Below are 20,687 nucleotides of genomic sequence, written 5' to 3' on the forward strand. Positions count from 1 at the left end.
AACGGTTGTAAACCTTCTGGGATTCTTCAGTTTCAGGTAAAGATGCAAAAGGCAGTAATACAAAAGTTATTTGTGGATGTCATAGTACATAAAATATGAAATCGCAAAACCAGTTGCTGCATCTTCTGCATCTCCGACTTCAGGAAAAACTCCTGCAACTGTTGTATTTATCGATACGAGTTTGAAAACCCACACTAAATGAAAATGGAGTTTTGGAGACGAAATAATTTTGGGACAAAACAAATTCTGTCTCCTCTTATTCTGTTTTTAGAGTTAACATCAGTTACTCTGAGTTCCATGTACCTCGGTATATTTTTGAGTGATTAAACTTAACTTTCTGAATTAGGTTGAGATTAAAGGCTGACTAAGTCTAAATTTTTAGTTTGTTTTCTAAGTTTAAACTGGATTCTTTTGAACATTGTGGGATTCAAGTTAAAATCATTGATTTTGTTGAGCATGTGCCCACCTTTGATTCAATAAGTTTGTTCAGTTGTTACAAAAATCGCCTTATTTTTGAGAGGGGGGCGAAATGTAAAATAAAACAGAAATTGTAACCAAAAAGAAAGTTTATGGACAAGAATTAGAAACACTTTAATATAAAAAATCTAAATATAGAGCGAATCAGTAATCGTGGAAGAAAAATAGATAATCTACCGCCTGAAGTATCTAATATATAATCGATATAACAAGATCCCTATAATGGTTCGTATAGACAATGTGGAAACGATATAATTACCGACAGTGGATCAGTTCAAGATAAATGACGCTAAAATTGAACTACACGGATAAGGTGCTTAATAAATTTTGTTATTAAACCTGCAGATTATTTATAGCTACATCCCGATTTTCATGATTTTATAAACTCCGGTTCAATCTGTAATTAAAAAATCTGGTTATGTAGAAATCCTCATGGGCTTTTGGCAGATGCATAATTTATAAAAAATTTTATATCAACATTAAAGTTTTTCGTGAGAAATCATCGGAAAGAAAGAATTACCAATTGTTTAAACTGAACTACCTGATATACTTTTACACATTCATTTTCAGATCCAATTAAAGCTGATTTAGATAGGTTTTCTACAAATCCAAAAACGAAAAAAATACCTGGATTTTGGAACTGAGTTTTAGAAAAAAACCTGTATTCGGCAGATAGACATTAAAATTTGGATATTTTTCAGGATAAGTATCCTCTTCAAACTGTACGGGAAAAAGTAGGTTTCATATCTTTGTTGAGAGTTGAAAAGTTTTCTCATGTCTAAAAAAGTATTAAAAAATCAGTTTAACTTCCAAAATATGTGATAAAATTATTTTAAGTTTTTTCGTTAAAATATTTTCCCTTGAAATGAAGAGGATGCCAGGATAGCGCTGTTCAACACCTATTAATTTGCCCTCATTTAACACGTGTTAACATATGTCCAAGCATCATATAAACAGAAGCAGCAGACAGGTTACAAATAAGGAATATAGGACTCATCTAAGTTCCCACAAAAACGCTATCAGTAAAAATATTTGAAACAACAATTTACCTGCTGGATGTAGGACGAAATATAATGGAGTAAGACAATGAAAGTGAACAAAAAATTGTGTTCAGTAGCTTTAGTTTCAACAGCCATTGTTTTATTTTTAATTTTGATATTCTCTACTACATCGGCAGCTACTGCACAAAATACTTCAAGTACGGCTAAATACGCCTACATTACTAATAGCGGCAGCACCACTGTCTCTGTAATTGACATCACAACAAACAAAGTTACAGCCACAATAAATGTAGGAAAATCTCCCTACGGGGTTGCAGTCAACCCCGCTGGAACAAAAGTGTATGTGTCGAAAGAAAAAAGTGGAACTATTTCCGTAATTGACACTGCAAAAAATGAGGTTACAGCCACAGTGAAGGTAGGAAAAAACCCCTGGGGAGTTGCAGTTAATCCGACGGGAACAAAGGTATATGTGGCAAACGAAGGTAGTAAGACAGTCTCTGTAATTGACACATCAAAAAATAAGGTTACAGCTACAGTGTATGTAGGAAATTATCCTTGTGGAATTGCAGTTAACCCGGCAGGAACAAAGGTATATGTGGCGAATTCCCTTGATAACACTGTTTCTGTCATTGACACATCAACAAACAAGGCTATAGCCACAATAAAAGTAGGAAATCTCCCTACCGGAGTTGCAGTTAATCCGGCGGGAACAAGGGTATATGTGACGAATGAGTACGATGTTTCTGTAATTGACACATCAAAAAATAAGGTTACAGCAAGAGTAAAAGTAGGAAAGTACCCATGGGGAGTTGCGGTAAACCCGGCTGGAACAAAGGTATATGTGACAAACTATGGAGATGGTACTTTTTCTGTGATTAATACGGCCACAAACAAGGTTACAGCCACAGTGCATGTAGGAAGTTCCCCCTTAGGGATTGCTTTCAGTCCGGACGGGACTAAGGCATATGTGGCAAAAGAAACAAGTGGTGTCGTCTCCGTAATTAACACAGCCACAAACAGGGTTACAGCTACAGTGAGGGTCAAAAAAGATCCCGTTGCATTCGGGCAGTTTATAGGTTCTGTCGAAGCACAAAACCCAAAGACTCCAGTTGCTGTATTTTATGCATCTCCAAAATTAGGAAAAGCGCCTTTAAGCGTTAAATTTACTGACAAAAGTACCGGCTCCCCAACTAAATGGAAATGGAATTTTGGAGACGGAACGTCGTCAACAACCAGAAGTCCAACTCATGAGTATTCTAAAGCTGGAAAATATACTGTTAAACTTACAGTAACAAATGCTGCAGGCAGTAACACCGCAACAAAATCAAAATATATCATAGTGATAGTAAAACCGACTGCTGTATTTTATGCATCTCCAAAAGTAGGAAACGCACCTTTAAGCGTTAAATTTACTGACAAAAGTACCGGCTCCCCAACTAAATGGAAATGGGATTTTGGAGACGGAACGTCGTCAACAACCAGAAGTCCAACTCATGAGTATTCTAAAGCTGGAAAATATACTGTTAAACTTACAGTAACAAATATCGCAGGCAGTAACACCGCAACAAAATCAAAATATATCATAGTAAAAGCTACTTCGAAAGCTCCTGTTGCAGATTTCGTGGGGTTGCCACTCTCAGGAAAAGCTCCACTAAAGGTAACATTTACTGACAAAAGTACAGGTTCCCCAACTTCATGGAAATGGGATTTTGGAGATGGTAAATCTTCAACAGAAAAGAGTCCAACACACACATATTCATCTGCAGGAACTTATACTGTTAAACTTACAGCAACAAATGCAGCAGGAAGTAATACAAAAACAAAATCAAAATATATCACAGTAACAGCTACTTCACAGGCTCCTGTTGCAGATTTCTGGGGCTGGCCACTCTCAGGAAATGCTCCACTAAAGGTAACATTTACTGAGACCAGTACCGGCTCCCCAACTTCCTGGAAATGGGATTTTGGTGATGGTACATCTTCAACAGAACAGAGTCCAACACACACATATTCAGCCGCAGGAACTTATACTGTTAAACTTACAGCAACAAATGCAGCAGGAAGTAGTACAAAAACAAAATGGAATTATGTAAAAGTGTCTGGTGCTTCACAAGCTCCTGTTGCAGATTTCTGGGGCTGGCCACTCTCAGGAGAAGCTCCACTAAAGGTAACATTTACTGAGACCAGTGCGGGCTCCCCAACTTCCTGGAAATGGGATTTTGGTGATGGTACATCTTCAACAGAACAGAGTCCAACACACACATATTCAGCTGCAGGAACTTATACTGTTAAACTTACAGCAACAAATGCAGCAGGAAGTAGTACAAAATCAAAATGGAATTATGTAAAAGTGGCAAGGTGACAAAGGGCTAAACGTGCTATAAAACTCAATTTTACTGGTTTAATAGCAGGTTCATCCAGCTCTGAAAAGTTAGCCACTTAGAAAAACGAATGAAAAAGGAATATAGAGGACTTACGTAGTTGAACCAAAAATCAACAGCATCAGACCATTAACTGTATAAAACGTTACTTTAATCCACAGGCTTTGATGTAATTGATTTTGTTTCACAGGTGCGTAAGTCCTAAACTATTCAACCTGAATAAAACACATCAATAGCCATCTTTTATAGGATTACTAAAGATTTCGGCTCTTCATTATTTTGTGTGGCTACCCCATAATATCTTCATAAAAACCAATGCGGTCTTGATTGAAAACGCACATGATTAAAAACGCACATGATTGAAAATGCACATGATTGAAAACGCGCATGATATTCTTTGAATAACACGCGTAAACAATGAAAATGCTTGCAGATGGCAGTATTCTCATGCTAAATCATGATCCATAGGGGATGGCGAGCCCAAATCTCTCAGAATTAGCTTCCATTAGTCACTGGTTATTGATTGCTTTTTTATTTTTATTTTATCGGGTATTATACCGAAAACAGTTACTAAACATTTTATCTCTTTATATTTATTTTTATCTCCAGTTTCTTCTCTTTTATTTTTTCCTACTTCCAATTCCAGATGATACCTTGAAATTAATGCTTGTTTTTGAGATTAACTTACTATCCATCTTGTAAATTGATCTGCAATTTCCAGGAAAAAAGTGCATGAATTAAACTAAAATTGAATATTTAATTGTACTATACAGGCTGAAATAGTGTCTTAAATGTAAATTAAGGCTAATAAATTTTTTATCATAAGTAATTCATATAAAAAATAATATATAATGAGAATATTTATATTTATTTATATTCATTTTCTTCAAGCTAAGACTCTGGTCCAAAATCTAGTGATTTTTGTATTTTTCGATTGAAATCATGAACTTGCAGGAAGAATTCGTTCTTCAATCAAACTCAATATTTGATATCGAAAGACTTCCATCGAGAGGACGTATTTAATGGATTATAACCAATTATAAAATCTAGTGATTTTCAATTTCACGTTTATCACTGGATTTTGGTACTGAGTCTCAAGCTAAAGTGATTTTATCTAAAAAATTTTGCCCCCAGTAGATCAGTTCTTTGAATAAGAGTATACGCTACAATCATGTATTCAAATGAACACTTCTACTAAATATCTATAAAGTTATCCTAAAAATCTCGTTCAAAACTGTTTTAACGGACGGAGGAATTGGAATAAAAACATTAAACACTTTGTTAGTAACTTTTTTAATTTTATTATTTTTATCTGGTCTTGGAGCTGCGTCTGAGATTATAGTGCAGCCAGGAAGTTCTATTCAAAAAGCTGTGAATAATTCATCTTCGGGCGATATAATTACTGTAAAGCCCGGAACCTATATTGAAAATATCATAGTAACTAAAAACGATCTTACCATTCGGTCAGAATCAGGAAACCCTGATAACACAGTAATTAAAGCCAAAAGTTCAGGGGCTAATGTGTTTCTCCTGCAGGGAGACAACATAAAGATATCTGGACTTAAGGCTATAGGAGCAACTCGATCCGGCTATTCAGGAATCTGTCTTTCTTCGTGCAGTAACTGCGTAATCGAGAATAACAAACTTTTGAGCAATTGTTATGGAATCTATCTCCTGCGTTCCAAAGGGGACAAGCTGTCAAAGAACACGGCTACAAATAATCTGCAATATGGAATTGTACTTGGGACTGCTACAGACAATACCATTTCAGGAAATACGGCCCTTAATAATGGTCGCGGTATTCATATTGGCAACTCTGACGGCAACACCCTCTCAGGCAATACCATTCAAGACAATAGTGTTTATGGGCTTTATGTCTGTCCCAGAAGCGACACTAATCAGATTTACAACAATTACTTCAATAACACTAATATGACTATTAGAAATGGGATCGGAAATACCTATAATACCAAAAAAACCGCAGGCACTAATATTGTGGGTGGCCCTTACATAGGAGGCAACTTCTGGGGAAAACCTGATGGTACAGGATTTTCCAATACCGCAGTAGATAGCGATGGAGACGGAATTTCCGATTCTGCATATAAGAATATAACAGGCAGCATCTATTCTGACAACCTTCCTCTAGTAACTTCTAAATCCAATACGTTAAAGCCAATTGCTGCGTTTTCGGCATCCCCTACATCAGGAAACGCGCCTTTGAGTGTAATATTTACTGACAGCAGTACAGGTTCGCCCACTTCATGGAAGTGGAGTTTCGGGGACGGAGCCACTTCAACCGAACAGAACCCGGCACACACTTATTCTACTCAAGGGAACTATACGGTGGCACTTACAGTAAGCAACTCTGCAGGCAATAATACTGTAACAAAAACTGGGTATATAGCGGTAGGAACAACAGCGTCAAAGCCGGTTGTAAGTTTCTGGGGGTCTCCGAGAACAGGGAATGCGCCACTGAGCGTGACTTTTAAGGATAGTACTTCAGGCTCCCCTACTGCTTGGAACTGGAGTTTCGGAGATGGGACCTTTTCAACAGTACAGAACCCGAAGCATACGTATTCGATAGCAGGAAATTACATAGTAAAGCTGACAGCGACCAATACTGCAGGAAATTCCACATTATCAAAATGGAATTATATAATAGTAACAGGAACGTCTTCGCAGGCTCCAATTGCTGCGTTTTCGGCATCTCCAACTTCTGGAAGTACGCCCCTGAGTGTAACCTTTACTGACAGCAGTACAGGTTCGCCGACAGCATGGAACTGGAATTTTGGAGACGGAACCAGTTCAACAGTCCAGAACCCTGTACATACATATTCGACAGCAGGAAGTTACGGTGTAACGCTTACAGTAAGCAACTCTGCAGGCAGTAATACGACAACAAAATCCAGTTACATAAAAGTGACAGCAAACAGTACAACAAATGCAACAATACCTGTTGTAAGCTTCTGGGGATCACGAACTTCAGGAACAGCCCCTCTTACTGCCACATTTACCGACGCAAGTACAAACACCCCTACTGCCTGGAACTGGAATTTTGGAGATGGAAACTATTCAACATTACAAAAACCAAGGCACACTTATTCAAAAGCAGGAAACTATTCAGTAACACTTAAGGCAAGTAACGCAGCCGGTACTGGTACGAAGACCAGAGTCAATTATATAAAAGTAGCATAAGAAAAAGTAACATAAGAAAAAGTAACATAAGAAAAAATGTCGTAAGTAAAAGTAGCATAGATAAAAAGACCGTAAGTAAAAGTTTCATGAAAACAGGTTGCAAAAAACCTGTTAACTAAGTAATTTAGTGCCTGAAGTTTAAATATAAACTACAGGCAACTCTTTTTATTATATGGTATGGTTGGATTCCAAATAGGTTTGACATATTAAACAGTTCAAACAGTTATTTCAAACCGTTTAAATTTTATTAATTAACTCAAAGGATTTCAAAGCTTTTCAGCGAGGCTTCCAAAGCCCACACGATTTGAAGTCTGGGACTCCGACTCATTTTTTGTGAGATTATTTGGCGTGACGTGTGCAAAAAATTCTTCCACAATACTTCCCACATCCCTGGGCGCAATGTCGATAAACTCTCTTTTTTCTTCAGGTGGGAAATAATCAAAAACCGAAAATTTGCCGAGTTTACGTACCTGAGAGCCCTGGTAGCGGGAATCAAGGAGAATCCTTACTCCGTAGTCGTCTGGAGAACGTACCACTCTTCCCATTGCCTGTCTAACTTTCCTGATTGTAGGCACCTGGACTGCAAACTCCCAGCCTTCTCCACAGCCGAAAACCGCATCATAAGCAGACTCTACAGCCTTAATTCGGTCGTTTAGGGCCGGATATCCGATTCCCACTATAATCACGGTCCTGCCCCTGGAATCTCTGAAATCAACACCTTCACTCAATGTTCCCCATAGATAGGTTATAAGTAAGGCTTTTCCTCCCTGCTCTCCTATTTTGAAAAACTCCTTTCGGATTTCCTGGGCTGAAACCCCTGTTTCGTCAAGGAGAATAGGAATAGAAAGTTCAGGCTCAAGGAGTTTAGTATAGCGAAGTGCTTCAGCATAGCTCTGGAAGTAAATAATCACGTTCCCTGGCGATGCAACAGTAGCTGCAAGCAGGGCTTCTTTAATGTTTTCAAGCGTTTCCGGGCTGTCCCGATTCTTTGCAAAAAGCGGAGGGATGGAAACCGCAAGAGTAAGCCTCCTTTCTCTGGGAAATGTCGTGCCATAGGAAATTTCTTCCACTTCTCTTGAGATGCCAAGTGTGGATTTTATCATTTCGAAGGGCCGGAGTGTAGCCGACATGAGTACTGCCGCATAAATGGAATCAAACAGAGGCTGAGTCACATTTTTAGGGATGCATGTGAAAAGCTCAATCCTGCCGGCGATTCTATTGCTTTTGAAATCCCTGCGCACGTTCAGAATTGGATAATAGTTTTGCCTGTCAGAAAGCACGAGGTAAGAGGATAAAAAGTCTGCAACATACCTGATCTGGGAACGTTTTGGAACTGTAAGGAGCCCTTTTTTGTAATTTTCCGCATAGACCTCTTCCAGCCTTCCTCCAAACTCGCCAATCTCCCGCAGCCGGGTCAGGACTTTTTCTTCATCCGAAAAACCTTCCTTTATCGCTTCCCGTAAAAAGCGAGCTTTCAGGATGTCAAAGCGTTCATAAGGGTCGCTGATCTGAATGTCCTGCCAGTGTTTTCCAAGCCTGTTCCTTTCCCCAAACTTCAATTTCGCATCATATGTGTCCCTGAGAGCGGCAAGGAGGCAGGTAAACAGCTTTTTCGCATATAGTCGAGCTGCGTAGTCCTGGTCAAGGGGAATGCCGCCTCCCGAACCAGTTTCTTTACCTAACATAAAAGAATTATCAGATTCGGGAGTCTCGCCTACTTCCGAAAGGGCTTTTTCAATAGTCAATTCCGAGAGCATTGTTGAAGAATGGGAACGAGCAGATGCCTCAATATTATGCGCTTCATCAAAAATTAGGATGATATCTTCAGGGTCGCGTTCAAGCCATTTAAGCAGCATCATGAAAATCTCAGCACTGAGGACGTGATGAAAATTGCAGATTAGAAGTTCGGCTTTTTTGAGTTCTTTTTTCAGCAGTTCATACCCGCACATGTCCCGGTCTTCGGCATACTCCAGGATTTCTTCCGGGCTTCTTACATCGGAAAAAAGCCAGTTGGAAAATTCACTACCTTCAAATTTCAGTACTTCATAAAGTTCCGGGCAGGAATTGCTCCTTAAAGCCCGAGTTTTTTTCTTAGTTTCTTCAAGTTCTTTTTCAAGTTCAGTTCTCAGGGAATAAAGAGCAGGGTCTTTTGTCCTTTTGTATTTCTCATAGGCATCCTTTAGTTCTTTTTCTTTTGAAGAAACTTCTCTTTCAAGGTCAAGGAGGTCATAGGTATTTTCCCCTTTGAGCCTGCATTCTTCGTAATCGAGATTTTCAGGGCACATTGAAGTCTTGCCCTTGAAAACGATTGTTTTTATTTCGTTGCCCCGGGAAATCTCTCTTGCTTCATTTATAAATTGAACCATCTGCTGATGGACGTTGGTGACTATAATAACGACTTTATTGAGTTTTTTCCCCACACTCAATGCAGGGGCAAGTGCACTTAAAGTCTTGCCTGTCCCGCATGCCCCTTCAAAGAGTACGATTTTTTCGCTCAGGAGAGACGAGTGAATCTTTTCCATGGCTTCTGCCTGGTTAGGGTAGCAACTCTGTTTCGTAAAATACCGCATATATCCGTTCTTTTGCGTCATACGTTTAACCTGGGATCTCCCGATTTACAATGATTCAGTGACTTTCTGATCTGCCGATGATTAATAAATTAACTTTCATAAATTAACTTTCATAAATTAACTTTCATAAATTAACTTTCATAAATTAACTTTCATAAATTAACTTTCATAAATTAACTTTCATAAATTAACTTTCATAAATTAACTTTCAAAAGTTTCAATGTTTCTGAAAATATTGTTAAAGGAATATTATTTCCGATTTTAAATTAACTCAGTGCCAGCTATTCTAGTGCTTTAGGTCTTCCTAATGCTTTAGGTCTTCCCTAATGCTTTAGATTTCCCCTAATACTTTAAGGTCTTCCTGATGCTTTAGATTTTCCGGATAAAAGCAGAATTCAATACTAACATTTAAAATTCAATACTAACATTAAGATGCAGGAAGAGGATTTACTTTTATTTGTTGCGTGAGCGTTGTTTGTAGACCTTTATCTGAACTTATTCTCTATGTCACGATCTATCACTAAGCGATTGATCATCCAGTAAGCACTCTCTTCCAAGATACTCAATTCCCCATTTGCAGAGAGCGTCCAGGACCGGAAGCACAGTCTTTCCGAATTCGGTCAGTGAATACTCAACTCTAGGTGGGATTTCAGGATAAATTTCCCTGAGAATAAGCCCGTCTTCTTCGAGTTCCCTGAGCTGTTTCGTAAGCATCTTGGGTGAAATACCCTGCATACTTTGCTGGAGCCCTGAAAAACGCAGTTTTTCTGTCCTCAACTGCCAGAGGATAATAGGCTTCCATTTGCCTCCAATTACCTCCAGAGTTGCTTCCACAGGACACTGGCAATGTTTGTTATTCCGGATTTGACTTACCATATACTCACATAGTATACATTTTGTTAGTTAGTATCCGGATTGCATGTATAGTATATAAGTATAGTTATTGCAAATCAGATATCAATAAATACATTTTCTTAAAGAAAGAAAAATCTGGCATCAATTGAAAAATTAATCCAGTATAAATTCAAAGAAAATGAAACTCAGATTAGACCTAATTCGGGTTAGACCTCAATTCAGGTTAGACCTAATTTCAGGTCATATCTAAGTTAAGCTTAGTTTAAAAAACAAGAGGAGTGAATAGAATGAAAGTTATAGGTATTGTAGGAAGCCCCCGAAAGAACGGAAATACGAATATTCTTGTCCAGCAGGTCCTGGCAGGCGCAGCAGAAGCAGGTGCCGAGACCCGGACATTTATTCTCAACGAGATGAACTACAAAGGCTGCCAGGGCTGTGACTATTGTAAGGGCCATGACAAATGCAAACTTGAAGATGACCTTACGGAAGTATTCGAGGAGCTTGCATCAGCAGGTGGAGTCGTTTTTGGCTCTCCAATTTACTTTGGGCAGTTTACAGGCCAGATGAGGCTTTTCCTTGACCGCTGCTACTCCCTTATAAATGCAGACTTTTCTCCCCGTCTCCCTGCCGGGAAAAAAGCCGTGATTGTAGGAACTCAAGGTGCTCCTGACCCGGCAGCTTTTAAAGGCGTCTACGAGGAGTTCAAAGGACAAGTTTCTGGCTTCATGCAGGCAGAAGTAAAGGATGTCCTCGTAGGAGTTGGCTATCACGCTCCGGGAGAGGTTAAGGATAATATCGAGCTTATGGAAAAAGCGAAAAACGCAGGTCTTAACCTGTTCAAGTAAAAAGGTACAACGGAAAACAAAAACGAGAAATAAAGAAATAAGAAATAAAATTAAGCGGGAAGAAAAGTAAGATAAAGTGGGAAGAAAAATAAAATGGGGAGGGAGAACTCTGGAGTGAGATTTTCTCGCCCAGATCTTTCAGGAATGAATAGGAGGGGTCTCATATGGAAACTCTTGAAGCAATCCACACTCGTCAAAGCATTCGAAAATATACTGACAGGCCCGTTCCGAGGGAACTTGTTACCGAACTGCTAAGGGCCGCAATGAGTGCTCCATCTGCAGTCAATGCACAGCCCTGGATCTTTATTGTTATTGATGACCGGAAGCTCCTTGACGAAATTCCCACTTTCAGCCCCTTTGCAGGTATGTGCAGGGAAGCTCCTCTTGCAATTCTTGTCTGTGGGGATATAACGCTTGAAAAGGCTCCAGGATACTGGGTTCAGGACTGCTCGGCAGCTACCCAGAACCTCCTTCTTGCAGCTCACGACGCAGGGCTTGGAGCAGTCTGGACTGGAATCTATCCGATGAAGGATCGGATTGAAGGTTTCCGGAAAAATTTTGACCTGCCTGAAAATGTCATCCCTCTGGCTCTTGTGCCTGTAGGTTATCCTGACCAGAAACCAGGCTCTCAGGACAGGTTTGATAAAACAAAAATCTACCACAATAAGTACGGTCAGAGAAGAGAATGAAGCTGCGAGGAAAGCAGAATAAAATTAGACTTTATTAAAAGAATAATAGCAAGATAAAGCTATTCAAAGGTTTGAATCTTCGAAAAGACTTTTAAAGAAGCTAAATTTACCTGTTAATACCTTTTTGAGATATAAATTGCGTTTCAGGATCTATTGGGTGCGGAAAATATAAGATACTTTCCTAAACTAGGCCCCCAACAGAGAGATACTCAAGAAAGTACGAAATGTATGGGAAGTATGGGAAGTATGGGAAGTATGGGAAGTACGGAAAGTACGGAAAGTACGGAAAGTACGGAAAGTACGAAATGTATCGGAAGTATGGGAAGTATGGAAAGTACGAAATGTATGGGAAGTACGGAAAGTATGAGAAGTTGAAACTTCAGGAAAAATAATTTTTGCTAAGAAGCTGGTGATTTATTGACAATACGAGTGGTTGCAAAAAATTACGTCAAGCCTGAAAAGGTTCAGGAATTTCTGGGTTTGTGCAAAAGCCTTGTTGAAGCGTCATTAAAAGATGAGGCTGCATAGATTATGGCCTGTATCAGGAACTGGAGAGTTCAGGAGTCCTGACTTTCTTAGAGGAGTGGAAAGATGAAAAAAGCCTTGATCAACATTTAAATTCCAGTCATTTTAAAGAAATATTTCCACTGCTTTCAGAATACCTTGAAAAAGAAACTGAGGTTAATGTCTACAGAAAAACGTTGTAATATCCAGGTGTGTTTTTACCGATTTAATTCTTAAAACTCTGTTCCTGGACACGTTTTGGAAAATCAGTATTAAACCTGGTTCAATAGTGAATAAAATTGAAAGGGAGACATTTTTATGGCAGAGAAAACCAAGATCAATAATTTGGTCTTATATTCCATGCCAGTAACTCCTTTTTGAGCAAACCTTGGGAGATATATCTTGAAAGTGATTTTACCCCCAAAAAATAGCAGATTCATAATATAAATCAATAAAAGATACGTTTGCTACTTTAAAGCAGAGTTTTCACTTCTCCCCTTTTCATTTCACAGCTCTTCAATTACTATCTCTTCTTCAAGGCTTGCGTTCGTAAGCAAATCCTCAAGGTCTTTTATCTCAGAATCAAGCTTCTGGATTTCGGCCTGTGTAGGCCCCATCTCAAGATCTTCAGCTGGTTCGCCATTCTGCACCTCAGCAACTTCTGGATTTGCTTTTGATTCTTTTACTTCAGATGTACTGTCCCCGACACAACCGGATCCTGCAAGACAGGCAATTAAAGTTGACAGTACGAGCAGGTGAACAAATTTAACCATTTTCTGCCTCCCAAGTTCTATAATTTTTTAGTAAAGGTTCCAGCGCCATTCCCTGAGCTATGACTTTTTCCATTTCCATAGGAAACATTCTTTCCGCTTTCAGGGCTGTCGGTAATAATACTCGAATTATTTGTACCAGTTATATTTTCGGTATTATTAAGTGCAGTTTTCTGGTTGTCGTCGACTCCAGTTTCTTTACTATTTTCAGTCTCGTATTCTTTAAGCTCGTTGAGAATTTGTCTAATTATATTGTTTGCCGAATTGATATCACTGAGAGATTGACGAAGATAACCGTTTGCCTTTTCCATATCTTTCCTGGTGACATTCTCACCACTATAGATAGCATCTGCAGCTTCTTTATTCTCTTTCGCAGACTTTATATAGAAATTGTAACTGGCGAGTTTAGTATCAAGGTCGGTTGTGTTAACACCGGTTTCATTCAGGTCATCTACTTCTGTTCTAAGTTGTTTAGACAGATTTTCGGATTTTTCGATAAACTCTCCGATTCTCTCACTGACAGTCTGACCTGCACTCTCAATGCTGGTTTTCTCGGCATTATTCCATACTCCACTAACAGACCTGATCACAACCAGAAGCTCTTCCTGGCTTGATGCATTTGCAATTTTAGCCTTCTCAGCTTCGAGCAATTTTATCTTTTCAGCGACAGCGATAGCTTTTTCGTCGGTCCCATTTCCATTTGAGTAAGCCACATTGCTCTTTACGTTTGAAAGGTGAGCTATCATATAGTTAATACTGGAGTTAAGGTAGAGTTTTGTGGCATTCAGAGTCTCTTTGGAATTAGGGTCCAGTTTTCCTGCACGAACAAGATTCCTGATTTTGAGAAACTCTCCTTTTGCTTCTTTGTATTCTTGCTTATTAACCTGGAGCTCTTCTCTTAATTGATTTTTTTCTTGTTTTTGTTCTGAGGTCCTGTTCCTATCTTTTATACTGAAATTGTTCTGAAGCCTTTCTTTATCCGCCGTAAAATTACCAGTGCCGCCTGTGTCACCAGTTTCATTATTAGATGAATTGCGGAGATCTTCGCGCATGTATTTATCTTGATTATCTTTTCCGTGTTTAGAAGAATCTTTTGCAGCGAAAGAGACTTCCGGAATTATGCTAAGTAATATTAACATAATTGTAAGATAAGCCAGAAACTGAAAATTTTTTGATGTTTTCATCTAACCACCCCCATTAAAAATTTATTATACTGTTTATGGAATAAGGTAAATATAAACATTGTTTTCAAAGAGTTTATCGATCATGAATCTCTGACGATGAGACCGATGTTTCCTAAAAAAGGAGTCAATTCTAGCGGATATTTATTAAAATATTTTTTAGGTGAAATATTTATTGCTGCAAGGAAGATAGGGAAAAGCCCGAAAGGGAATCAATTAGAAGAAGAGAGTAGAGAATAGAAAGTAGAGATTAGAAAGTAGAGATTAGAAAGTAGAGAGTAAAAAGTAGAGAGTAGAGACAGTTTACTGGAGGAATTAAGAAATGAAAGTTGTCGCTTTTAACGGAAGCCCGAGAAAGGAAGGAAATACGTCTGCTCTTATAAAGCATGTCCTTGCAGAACTTGAAAACGAAGGAATAGAAACTGAAATTGTGCAGATCGGGGGAAAGAGTATCCACGGCTGCATAGCCTGCGGGAAATGCTACGAAAAAATGGATCAAAAATGCATAAATGACAAGGATCTTGTCAACGAATGCATTGAAAAGATGCTCGAAGCCGATGGAATAATTCTAGCTTCGCCTACTTATTTTGCAGACCTTACTCCCGAACTTAAAGCCCTGATTGATAGGGCAGGTTTTGTTGCTAAAGCCAACAACGAAATGTTCAGATATAAAGTAGGAGCAGCAGTTGTTGCAGTGAGAAGAGCAGGCTCAATTCACGTTTTTGACTCAATCAACCATTTCTTCACAATTTCCCAGATGATAATCCCGGGATCAAGTTACTGGAATATGGGAATGGGGCTTGCTGAAGGGGATGTTGAAAAAGATGAAGAAGGCATTCAAACCATGCAGACTTTGGGCCAGAACATGGCATGGCTTTTGAAGAAGCTAAATGTGTAAATTATAGCCAGTTATCCAGGTCCTACAAGTCTTTTTTTGAAAAGGCTTGCAAGCAGCAGTTTTTAGACAATGATTAGAGTTTTACCCGCCATTCGCCGGCAAACACGAGCATGGATTCTTTTCTGAGCTGGCCTATGAGGCATACATTTGCTTTTTTTGCAGCTTCTACTCCTGAGTCGAAGGGCATTGATTTGGTGGCGATAAGAGGGATTCCTGCCCGAGCTGCTTTTGTGACCATATAGGCGGGCTGTCGGCCTGTCGAGAGCATGTAATGTTGTGAGAGGTCAAGGCCTTTGAGAAAGGCAGCTCCTACGGCTTTATCTACAGCGTTATGCCGGCCGACGTCTACGATTTGTACAGCAAGCTTGCCTCTTCGGTCTATAAGGGCTGCCAGATGGGTTCCCCGGGTAAGCTTGTATGTATCGGATTCCAGGTATTCTGTGCCTGCAAAGATGGCTTGCGGCTCAAAAACTGAGTCCGAATCTACAAAGATTTCTGTGCTGGTCTCTTCTTCTTTTTCAGTTTTTTCGGCTTTTCCGATTTTTCTGGTGGCTTCGGTACTGATTTCCTGATTTTCCTTTCGGATAAGGATGTGGACAGCCCCACCGTCCACTTCTACGTTTTCAATTTCCCTGAAACTGATAACGCCTTCTGTGATCAGGTGGCCTACCGCAAGCTCTTTGAGTTCGAGCGGGGAGGCAAAAAGTGTTGTAAAGAGTTTTCCGTTGAGAAATAGTTTAACAGGGCATTCCTTTGCGAGCAGCACTTTAACATCTTCGGTTCTGCCGTCGGAATGAATTCTTTTCGCAGGATAAGAAGTGGTGTATTTTTCGGGCATATGGATCGAGTTTCTCGCTATTTCAGTGTATGGTGAAGATATGTACCCATATGCCTTTTTCTTTTCCGTTAGCTCAGGTAGACTGCGAGATAGTCTATATAGAAAGTACCTTGTTGATTATTTTTCGTAATAGCTTTCAAGTTAAATATAAGGTCTGAAGGCGACGTTGGTGATACTGTAAACGTTTTAGTATCATAGAGGACTCTCCAGACCATCGGAAAGTCGTTTACTGATTCAAAATTTACTCCTGCAAGTGACATTTCCATTGTTGGGTCACTATATTTAGTAGGGTCGTCGTTCTCATACTTATATATTATAAGAACTGTTGCCTTAGAAGGAGTAGACTCAAACTTCGTATAATCATTGAATCCTAATGTTAAGTCAATATTTTCTTTTTTTCCAAGGTACTGTGAGAACTCATTTTTAGAGTTATAGGGACTTAGTTCTGTATTCGTAAAGCTTTCTGGAGGCAACGATGGGGTCACATAGTTACTGTCCGTAAGGTTTGCAGGATCAGGAGATGGGGATAACGTTGTACCACTATATGTTCCAGTAAATGTGTCAAAACAATACCATTGGTTTAGCTTCATCACATTTCCAATACAACTATAATTATTTCCTTCTCCAAGTTCGGCACCAATTGTCGCTTTACTTACATAGAGCCTTTCAAGACTCTTAGTGCTATTGGGCAGGAAAGAGAAACGCACATGACCGGAATCCTTCAAGCACCGAACGATATAATCTTCTTCGGGTTTGAGTCCTTTCTCTTGTGCAATTTCATTGAAGTATCCAATCCAGGCATCTGGGTACCTTGTGGCAATTGTCAGGTTAAATGCATTGATAGGTGTGCTTGTATTTTTGTAGTCATTACTATCGAATACAGGTTCTGTTTTATATCCTGTTAGTTGAAGTGGAACAACAGTATTTGAGGATGTAGAATCGCGCTTGCCTGAAAGTTGGACTGTCTGAATTATGACTGTGTAGTTGTCTTCGTTAGTTTCGTTTTCGATAGTTATTGCAGGTGGTTGTCTCATTGTGGAACTTCTACCGTTTGCGAGAATCAAGGCTCCATTTTCATATCTGAAGATCTGGTTAGGATACTGCTTATTTTCAGAATAGCAAGTGATTCCTCCACACTCAACAGTAAAATTATCGGGTGTTATTTTTTGGGAAAGACTGCGCAGTACTACTGTCATTGCATATCTTTCAGTATTCACTTCGAATTTTCCATCCGATTTAATAGGTTCTAAAAAAGGGATTTCTCCCCCCCCAAGATCAACTGGCGCAGTTACCGAAATGTTATTACTCGAAGAATTATTTGATTCCATGAGTTTGGAGAGTATATCGATATTGGTTTTTACTACCCCCATATCGTCCAATGTATCATACATATAGTTCTGTTCAGCATCGTTTTTCCATTCGGGGACGTGTTCAAGCCTGACTACAGAAACTATTGTAAATATTAGTCCCAATAATAATATTGCTATAACAGCTGTTGCAGCAGCAGACTCCGACTTTGAAATACAGGAAAGGCGACCCTCTTTCCTGCTTTTTGTCTCTCTCCTTGTTATAGTGGTTTTCGGGAGCATTTTCCAGACCCTTGAGTGTGAGTTTTATTTTTCTTATGTTTTTGTCTGATTTCACTTTCAATTCAGTTTAAGCCGATTCCGGGCTCGGCCTTGACCACAGTTTCACTTAAATATATTCTGTTCAGTGTAGAATCCGAGATCGTTTTGTCTGTTCCCTTGCTCGTATCTGATTCTAGGGGGAAGGTTAAACCGATTTTATATTCAGTCGAACTACTAAGGTTTTGAACGTAATTCCCCGAGTCTGGATCTATTCCTGCGTCTTGAATTACTTTCCTAAGATATATTCTCCAGGCTTCTGGATGGTTTGTGGTAATTGTCAGATAAAACCTACTTACGCTTTTCGAGGTATCTTTTTCACTATCATAAAGAGGAATATAATCTATTCCTATAAGGCGAAGAGAACATTCGGTATCTGATGAAATAACTTCGGGAGGAACATAGAGTTTCTGAAAGATCCTTATTGCGTTTATAGAAACATTATATTCATTTTTTGACGCTTTGGAAAAACGAATTGAAGGATAGAGCATCATGGTTGACTGTTCATTCTGTTTAAGGATAAGAGCTCCATTTTCATAACTGAAGACCTGATCCATATAGTAATTATTGTGAGAATTATAGGTAATGGTGCCGCAATTGATAGATTTAACATAAGGATCATCTTTATCATAGTTCACTTTTAGTTCCATTTTACACTTATCCTTGTTTACGGCAAGGGTTCCACTGGATTTCATTGAACTCACAAGTGGAGTACCTCCACTTCCCATATGAAAAGGCACACTCATAATTATATGAGAAGTTGAAGAACTAGGGTTTGAAGAATTAATATTGGAGGAATTAGGAGTTGAAGCCAGAATAATTGACATTATATCTATTTTCGACTTAATTTCTGCCATATCCTTCCTTACATCATCCATATGAGAATATTCGTCATCATTTTTCCACTCTGGAACATAATATATCCGTATCATGGAGAGTACTAAAAATATGATCCCCAAAAGTAGTACTGCCCCAATTGCAGTTGCTGTTGCTGATTCTGTGTGCAAAAAAAGCTTTTTTTCTGATTGATGCCTATTTTCATTTTGTTTTTTCATTTACTTCAAACCCCCTGGCTTTAGTTCCTGATTTAAGTTAGTGTTACTTCACCTGGATTCCCACAAAGTCGACCCAGGAATACTTATTACTGGCTGCATTCCCAATAGCTGAAAATTTAACTGAGAGCTTTTCAAGCTTGTCGGCAGTTTTCACATAGTCAGTTATATCATATGTCACATTAGCAGCCAAGCATGCATCAATACTGTTATATTCTTCCACCTTTGGGGGTGGAGCTATCTGTGTCCAGGTAGAGTCATCAGTGGAGATACTAAGTGTTAGATTCTGCAAACTGTGGTCTTTCGATTGGTAGGTTACATTCAAGAGAACCATGCTTAATTTGTATGGAAATCCCATTTCATCTGCATCTATTCCAAAAGTATATTGTTGAAATATCCACTGGTCTTTTTGAATATTAGAGGTCGTAAACTCACCGTCAATCCCGTCTAGTAACTCGGTAGACAACCATTCATCTGTGGAGTTGTCGTATATACTTCCATAAGGGTGAGGAGTAATCCATTCAGGAGGTTTCCAATTGCCTGTAGAGAGTATTACTTTCTGGATTACCTGCTGGGAAGGCGTATCTACAAAGAACATCTCTATTTCTTTTTCGTTCATCAGGTCGTCTGAGATTTCAATTTCGATATAGTCCCCAAGAGTGAAGAGTTTGTCACTGGATTCTAGCGGAGTACCTTCTGGATTTTTAATTGTTAAACCTACCCCGCTATACTCGCTCCTCTTATTCCCAGCGGTGAGTATTATTTTGATTGCCGACCTGTCAATGGCTTCTCCCCCGTTATGTGTAATATATAATGTATTTGCATGAATCTTTTCACGCAGGTCAGTATTCGGAATATGTTCCGGTTTTACAGCCCCCCCCTCAGAAAACACGGTCACGGCTATTGTAGAAAAGGCTATAACGACTATGCTTATCATGAGCAGTTGCCCATATACTTCTGAAACACCCCGACAGTCCTGGCAAAGTACCCTGTACTTTTTCCCCTCCACGATAAAAATCACCTTCTAAAAATCTAATTATCAATTTTCTAAACTGTTTTTAATAGTTTATTAATTTGACTGTATAAGAAAATTTATTAAACTAGAACTGCTAATAGATATCTTGCTGAACTAATTGGGTGGGTGGATCCAAATAACTCTTTATTACACTCAGCAAAAGTTTAAATATTTATGAAAAGTAAAACCATAAACAGATAAAATAAATATGCATTGTTAACTCTATATTTCAGGTGTTAAAGGTATCTGACGGGCTTTCCTGTCTGAATACGTTTAACCAGGAGGGAGAACATATGGATTTCAAGAAATTGTTTAGAAAAGATGATAAAGCAGTTTCCCCGGTTATCGGTGTCATTTTGATGGTTGCAATAACCGTCATCCTCGCCGCCGCAATCGGATCTTCTGTATTCAGTCATGGAGCTGCTCAAGCTGCACCGCAGGCGAACCTTAATATTAAACCATACGGTACCTATTCTTCTAGTGGTACCGATGTAGCAGTTGTAAAATTAGAGCATCTTGGTGGAGATACGATTAATCTGGATGAAACATCGACAAAAATTCTCATATCCCTCAATGATGGTCAATCCGAACAGTATACAGCTTATAATCTTGATAGTAGTAGCACTGATACCCTTAATATTGGTGATATTAAGAAATTCTCATTTAAGGATATCCCTGATAGTGGTACTCCTGCAAATATTACCGTTAAAGCTGGTGAAATAGCCCATATTAAATTCATTGATATAAATTCCGGCCAGATCTATTTTGACAAAGATATAACTTTCTAAACA

General features: G+C 39.0%; 18 protein-coding genes. 8 read left to right on the plus strand and 10 right to left on the minus strand.

What is annotated here, in order from left to right; translation table 11 throughout:
• Positions 1-66 precede the first annotated feature (66 nt).
• Positions 67-195, minus strand: a complete 129-nt coding sequence (locus tag MSKOL_RS21270) for a hypothetical protein (protein WP_255351961.1) — start codon at positions 193-195, stop codon at positions 67-69.
• 1,368 nt (positions 196-1,563) lie between these two features.
• Between MSKOL_RS21270 and MSKOL_RS18600 the strand changes: the two genes are divergently transcribed.
• Entirely contained in the window at positions 1,564-3,840 is a 2,277-nt protein-coding gene (locus MSKOL_RS18600) for a PKD domain-containing protein (RefSeq protein WP_052725312.1), read from the plus strand.
• 524 nt (positions 3,841-4,364) lie between these two features.
• Here MSKOL_RS18600 and MSKOL_RS21275 read toward each other — a convergent pair.
• A complete protein-coding gene (locus MSKOL_RS21275; protein ID WP_255351962.1) occupies positions 4,365-4,499 on the minus strand; it encodes a hypothetical protein in 135 nt (44 codons plus the stop codon).
• 701 nt (positions 4,500-5,200) lie between these two features.
• On the opposite strand from MSKOL_RS21275, the gene MSKOL_RS21465 reads away from it, so the two are divergent.
• Positions 5,201-7,054 carry a PKD domain-containing protein gene (locus tag MSKOL_RS21465; RefSeq protein WP_304413718.1) on the plus strand — a complete coding sequence of 618 codons (1,854 nt, stop codon included), beginning with the start codon at positions 5,201-5,203 and terminating at the stop codon, positions 7,052-7,054.
• 266 nt (positions 7,055-7,320) lie between these two features.
• Here the strand turns inward: MSKOL_RS21465 and MSKOL_RS02600 are convergent, their stop codons facing one another.
• Both MSKOL_RS02600 and MSKOL_RS02605 read right to left on the minus strand, forming a co-directional pair.
• Positions 7,321-9,645 carry an ATP-dependent DNA helicase gene (locus MSKOL_RS02600; RefSeq protein WP_048153504.1) on the minus strand — a complete coding sequence of 775 codons (2,325 nt, stop codon included), beginning with the start codon at positions 9,643-9,645 and terminating at the stop codon, positions 7,321-7,323.
• 486 nt (positions 9,646-10,131) lie between these two features.
• Positions 10,132-10,500, minus strand: a complete 369-nt coding sequence (locus MSKOL_RS02605) for a helix-turn-helix domain-containing protein (RefSeq protein WP_048120043.1) — start codon at positions 10,498-10,500, stop codon at positions 10,132-10,134.
• Between the two features lie 266 nt (positions 10,501-10,766).
• Here MSKOL_RS02605 and MSKOL_RS02610 point away from each other — a divergent pair, with 266 nt between their 5' ends.
• The 4 genes from MSKOL_RS02610 (at position 10,767) to MSKOL_RS20875 (ending at position 12,720) form a co-directional block, all read left to right on the plus strand.
• Positions 10,767-11,324, plus strand: coding sequence for a flavodoxin family protein (locus tag MSKOL_RS02610; protein WP_048153506.1), 558 nt, complete (start codon positions 10,767-10,769; stop codon positions 11,322-11,324).
• A gap of 164 nt (positions 11,325-11,488) precedes the next feature.
• Positions 11,489-12,013: a nitroreductase family protein gene (locus MSKOL_RS02615; RefSeq protein ID WP_048153508.1), complete on the plus strand. Its 525-nt coding sequence runs from the start codon at positions 11,489-11,491 to the stop codon at positions 12,011-12,013.
• Between the two features lie 224 nt (positions 12,014-12,237).
• The gene (locus MSKOL_RS19730) at positions 12,238-12,405 is read left to right on the plus strand and encodes a hypothetical protein (protein ID WP_156150940.1); all 168 of its coding nucleotides are present in this window, start codon (positions 12,238-12,240) and stop codon (positions 12,403-12,405) included.
• Between the two features lie 174 nt (positions 12,406-12,579).
• Entirely contained in the window at positions 12,580-12,720 is a 141-nt protein-coding gene (locus MSKOL_RS20875) for a putative quinol monooxygenase (RefSeq protein ID WP_231592605.1), read from the plus strand.
• Positions 12,721-13,023: 303 nt separating this feature from the next.
• Here the strand turns inward: MSKOL_RS20875 and MSKOL_RS02625 are convergent, their stop codons facing one another.
• Both MSKOL_RS02625 and MSKOL_RS02630 read right to left on the minus strand, forming a co-directional pair.
• Positions 13,024-13,290: a hypothetical protein gene (locus tag MSKOL_RS02625; protein WP_048153510.1), complete on the minus strand. Its 267-nt coding sequence runs from the start codon at positions 13,288-13,290 to the stop codon at positions 13,024-13,026.
• A gap of 17 nt (positions 13,291-13,307) precedes the next feature.
• Positions 13,308-14,471 (minus strand): chromosome segregation ATPase, encoded by a 1,164-nt coding sequence (locus MSKOL_RS02630; RefSeq protein WP_197078812.1) that lies wholly within the window; start codon positions 14,469-14,471, stop codon positions 13,308-13,310.
• Positions 14,472-14,790: 319 nt separating this feature from the next.
• Here MSKOL_RS02630 and MSKOL_RS02635 point away from each other — a divergent pair, with 319 nt between their 5' ends.
• A complete protein-coding gene (locus MSKOL_RS02635) occupies positions 14,791-15,366 on the plus strand; it encodes a flavodoxin family protein (protein WP_048153514.1) in 576 nt (191 codons plus the stop codon).
• A 73-nt stretch (positions 15,367-15,439) separates the two neighbouring features.
• Here MSKOL_RS02635 and fdhD read toward each other — a convergent pair whose 3' ends face one another.
• The 4 genes from fdhD to MSKOL_RS02655 all read right to left on the minus strand — a co-directional run bounded on the left by fdhD (position 15,440) and on the right by MSKOL_RS02655 (position 19,890).
• The gene (fdhD, locus tag MSKOL_RS02640; RefSeq protein WP_048153516.1) at positions 15,440-16,204 is read right to left on the minus strand and encodes a formate dehydrogenase accessory sulfurtransferase FdhD; all 765 of its coding nucleotides are present in this window, start codon (positions 16,202-16,204) and stop codon (positions 15,440-15,442) included.
• A 68-nt stretch (positions 16,205-16,272) separates the two neighbouring features.
• On the minus strand, positions 16,273-17,793 hold the full coding sequence (locus MSKOL_RS02645) for a hypothetical protein (RefSeq protein ID WP_052725314.1): 1,521 nt from the start codon (positions 17,791-17,793) through the stop codon (positions 16,273-16,275).
• A gap of 62 nt (positions 17,794-17,855) precedes the next feature.
• Entirely contained in the window at positions 17,856-18,884 is a 1,029-nt protein-coding gene (locus MSKOL_RS02650) for a hypothetical protein (RefSeq protein WP_048153518.1), read from the minus strand.
• A gap of 43 nt (positions 18,885-18,927) precedes the next feature.
• Complete coding sequence (locus MSKOL_RS02655) at positions 18,928-19,890, minus strand: type IV pilin N-terminal domain-containing protein (protein ID WP_048153520.1); 963 nt, start codon at positions 19,888-19,890, stop codon at positions 18,928-18,930.
• Positions 19,891-20,189: 299 nt separating this feature from the next.
• Between MSKOL_RS02655 and MSKOL_RS02660 the strand changes: the two genes are divergently transcribed.
• The gene (locus tag MSKOL_RS02660) at positions 20,190-20,684 is read left to right on the plus strand and encodes a type IV pilin (protein ID WP_048153522.1); all 495 of its coding nucleotides are present in this window, start codon (positions 20,190-20,192) and stop codon (positions 20,682-20,684) included.
• Positions 20,685-20,687: the final 3 nt, after the last annotated feature.

Origin of the sequence: Methanosarcina sp. Kolksee (assembly GCF_000969945.1) — an archaeon.
GTDB lineage: Archaea > Halobacteriota > Methanosarcinia > Methanosarcinales > Methanosarcinaceae > Methanosarcina > Methanosarcina vacuolata.